Origin of the sequence: Micromonospora phytophila (assembly GCF_023656545.1) — a bacterium.
In the GTDB taxonomy this organism is placed as follows: domain Bacteria; phylum Actinomycetota; class Actinomycetes; order Mycobacteriales; family Micromonosporaceae; genus Micromonospora; species Micromonospora phytophila.
Genome location: NZ_JAMOKF010000423.1, coordinates 1 through 4,000, shown reverse-complemented (window position 1 = coordinate 4,000; position 4,000 = coordinate 1). Strand labels below are relative to the sequence as shown.

Annotated in this window: 2 protein-coding genes; both read left to right on the top strand. The window is 74.2% G+C overall.

The features are described 5' to 3' along the window. Positions 1 to 245: 245 nt before the first annotated feature. Entirely contained in the window at positions 246 to 2,381 is a 2,136-nt protein-coding gene (gene ligA, locus NCC78_RS28810) for an NAD-dependent DNA ligase LigA (protein WP_250798457.1), read from the top strand. 220 nt (positions 2,382 to 2,601) lie between these two features. Continuing rightward, on the top strand, positions 2,602 to 4,000 hold a 1,399-nt coding region (locus NCC78_RS28805; protein WP_250798456.1), incomplete at its 3' end, for a GGDEF domain-containing protein.

The window sequence follows — 4,000 nt, the reverse complement described above, 5'->3', positions numbered from 1 at the left end:
CCCCGCCTCTCCTGCCGGCGACGCTGAACCGCCGCCTCCTGCCGTGCCACCGACGCCGCCGCAGCCGGCCGGCGTGGGGCCCGGCCTGTCCGCCGGGGCGTCGCGGCCCCGGTGACCACGCGGGTCGCCGTCCGGCGATCCTCGCACGTCGGCGGCGGTGCCGCCGCTCGGGCGCGGCGGGTGCCCGGCGGATTGTCCGACCGGACCGATACGGTGCCGGTAGCGGAACCACGGGAGGTCGCAGCGTGTCCGAGGAAGTCATCCCTCAGCAGGTCAGTCCCGCCCAGGAGGCGGCGGCCGGCGCCGAGCCGACCCCGGAGGCGCGGGAGCGGCACGCCACGCTGAGCCGGGAGCTGACCGAGCACCAGTACCGCTACTACGTGCTGGACGCGCCGACCATCGCCGACGCCGAGTTCGACCGGCAGCTGCGCGAGCTGGAGGCGCTGGAGGCGCAGTTCCCGGCGCTGCGCACGCCCGACTCGCCGACCCAGCGGGTCGGTGGCACCTTCTCCACCGACTTCACCCCGGTCGCCCACGCCGAGCGGATGCTCTCGCTGGACAACGCCTTCGCCGACGAGGAGCTGGCGGCCTGGGCCGAGCGGGTCGAGCGGGACGCCGGGGGCCCGGTGCCCTACCTCTGCGAGCTGAAGGTCGACGGGCTCGCCATCAACCTCACCTACGAGCGGGGGCGGCTGGTCCGGGCGGCGACCCGGGGCGACGGCCGCACCGGCGAGGACGTCACCGCCAACGTCCGCAGCATCCGGGACGTGCCGGGCGAGCTGACCGCGTCGGCCGAGTTCCCCGACGTGCCGGAGCTCCTGGAGGTCCGCGGCGAGATCTACTTCCCGGTGGCCGCCTTCGCCGACCTCAACGCCGGGCTGGTCGAGCAGGGCAAGGCCCCCTTCGCCAACCCCCGCAACGCCGCGGCGGGCAGCCTGCGGCAGAAGGACCCGCGGATCACCGCGTCCCGACCGCTGCGCCTGGTGGTGCACGGCATCGGGGCCCGCCGCGGCTTCCGGCCGACGGCCCAGTCCGAGTCCTACGCGGCCCTCAAGGCGTGGGGGCTGCCGACCAGCGACCGCTGGCGGGTGGTGCCCGACCTGGCCGGCGTCGCCGGGTACATCGCCCACTACGCCGAGCACCGGCACGACGTCGAGCACGAGATCGACGGCGTGGTGGTCAAGGTCGACCCGGTCTCCATCCAGGGTCGGCTCGGCTCGACCAGCCGCGCGCCGCGCTGGGCGATCGCCTTCAAGTACCCGCCGGAGGAGGTGACCACCAAGCTGCTCGACATCGACGTGAACGTCGGGCGCACGGGCCGGGTCACCCCGTTCGCCGTGCTCGAACCGGTCCGGGTGGCCGGTTCCACGGTCGCGCTGGCCACCCTGCACAACGCCCGGGAGGTCGAGCGCAAGGGCGTGCTGATCGGCGACACCGTGGTGCTGCGCAAGGCCGGCGACGTGATCCCCGAGGTGCTCGGCCCGGTGGTCGACCTGCGCCCCGACGACGCCCGCCCATTCGTCATGCCCACCGACTGCCCGGCCTGCGGCACCCCCCTCGCCCCGGCCAAGGAGGGCGACGTCGACATCCGCTGCCCCAACACCCGCAGCTGCCCGGCGCAGCTGCGCGAGCGGGTCTTCCACCTCGCCGGCCGGGGCGCCTTCGACATCGAGGTGCTCGGCTACAAGGGCGCGGCGGCCCTGCTCGACGCCCAGATCATCGCCGACGAGGGCGACCTGTTCTCCCTCGACGCCGACCAGCTGGCCCGGTCCCCGTTCTTCGTCAACAAGGACGGCAGCCTGGGCAGCAACGCGACCAAGCTGCTCGACAACCTCGCCGTCGCCAAGGAGCGGGACCTGTGGCGGGTGCTGGTGGCGCTCTCCATCCGGCACGTCGGGCCCACCGCCGCCCAGGCGCTCGCCCGGCACTTCCGTTCCGTCGAGGCCATCGACCGGGCCACCGAGGAGGAACTCTCCTCGGTCGACGGGGTGGGTCCGACGATCGCGGCCAGCATCCGCGAGTGGTTCGCCGTCGACTGGCACCGCGAGGTGGTCCGCAAGTGGGACGAGGCCGGCGTACGGATGGCCGAGGAGGCGGTCGACGAGGGCCCGCGCCCGCTGGAGGGGATCACCGTGGTGGTGACCGGCACCCTGTCCGGGTTCTCCCGCGACCAGGCCGCCGAGGCCGTCCAGTCCCGGGGCGGCAAGGTGAGCGGCTCGGTCTCCAAGAAGACCGGCTTCGTGGTGGTGGGCGACAACCCGGGCTCGAAGGCCGACAAGGCGGCCGGTCTCAAGGTGCCGGTGCTCGACGAGGACGGCTTCCGGGTACTGCTCGACGCCGGCCCGGACGCCGCCCGCGAGGTCGCCCGCGTCGAGGGCTGAGCGGAGGACGTCGCCACGGCACCCGCGTCGAGGGCTGGGGGTGCACGTCGTCCAGTTGTTCGCGGCCCTTGCGGATCTTGAGGGCACTCGGCCGCGTATACCAAGTTAATTACGACTACGACCGATTCGTGACTGTCATACCGGGAAACCCGGCACCGAGGGCGTTTCATTGGTGCACGGCGCGTGCACGGGCGCGCCGAGGCCCCGTCCGGGAGGTGTGATGGAGACCGCCGATCCGCGCAACTCCGTCCCACCCGGACGGACGGCGCCGTTCGCCGGCTTCGTGGCCGCGGTCGTCGCCGTCGCCGGCCTGGTCTCGGCCGGCCCGCTGCTGGCGCTTCCCGACCAGCTGTCCCGCCTGCCGGCCGCGTTCTGGACCATGGCGGCGCTCGCGGTGTTCTGCGACGCCCGCCCGTTCGTCCCGCCCGGGCGGCGGCAGTCCTCGGCGATCTTCCCGTCGACCTGCTTCACCTTCGCGATCCTGCTCGGTTGGGGCCTCGGCCCGGCGGTCGCCGTCCAGGCGGTGGCCGTGGCCGTCTCCGGCTGGCGGATGCGGCACGCCCCCTGGCGGACCGCCTTCAACGCCGGCCAGTACGCCTGCGCCCTGGGCGCCGCGTACGCGGTCACCCGGTTCGGGCCCGGGGCGATCTTCGACCACGGCCGCTGGAGCTGGACCGCCGTGGCGGCCGTGGGCGGCGCCACGGCGGCCTGGTTCGTGGTCAACTACGGCCTGGTCAGCGCCGCCGTCCGGCTGCGCTTCGGGGACCGCTGGTGGCCCAGCCTCCGGCAGGGGCTGGGCTTCGAGGTGCTCTCCACCGGCTCGCTGCTGCTGCTCGCGCCGGTGCTGGTCGCCGCGGCGCGGGCCAGCGCCGCGCTGATCCCGCTGGTGCTGGTGCCGCTCTTCGCGGTCTACCGGATGGCCCGGCTCAGCGTCGAACAGCAGCAGCTCGCCTCCCTCGACCCGCTGACCGGCCTGCCCAACCGCAAGGCCCTGCTCGCCGAGGTCGGCGAACAGGTGCACCGGCACGCCGAACGGGCGGCCCGGGGCGAACCCGGTGCCCACTTGGCGCTGCTCCTGATCGACCTCGACCGGTTCAAGAACGTCAACGACGCGCTCGGTCACGCGGTGGGCGACCGGCTGCTGGTCGAGGTGAGCGCCCGGCTGACCACCGTGGTCGGGGAGGACATGGTGGCCCGGCTGGGCGGGGACGAGTTCGCCATCGTGATGACCGGGCTGACGGACACCGGCGAGGCCCGTCAGCTCGCCGACCGGGTGGTCCGCGAGCTGGCCGAACCGGTCTCGCTGGACGGCCTGCCGCTCGACGTCGGCGGCTCCATCGGCATCGCGTTCTTCCCCGAGCACGGCGAGGACTTCGCCACCCTGATGCGCCACGCCGACGTCGCCATGTACGACGCCAAGCACCGCAACGACACGGTGGCGGTCTACGCGGCGGAATCGGACCACAACTCAGCCGAGCGGCTCAGCCTCCTCGCCGACCTGCGCCGGGTGCTGGAGACCGGCAGCCCGGCCCCGGCGAGCCCCACCGACGTCGGGGCGCCGGATGCAAACCTGCCGGCCCCGGCCGCCGCCGACCCGACGGGGGGCGTGGGCCAACCGG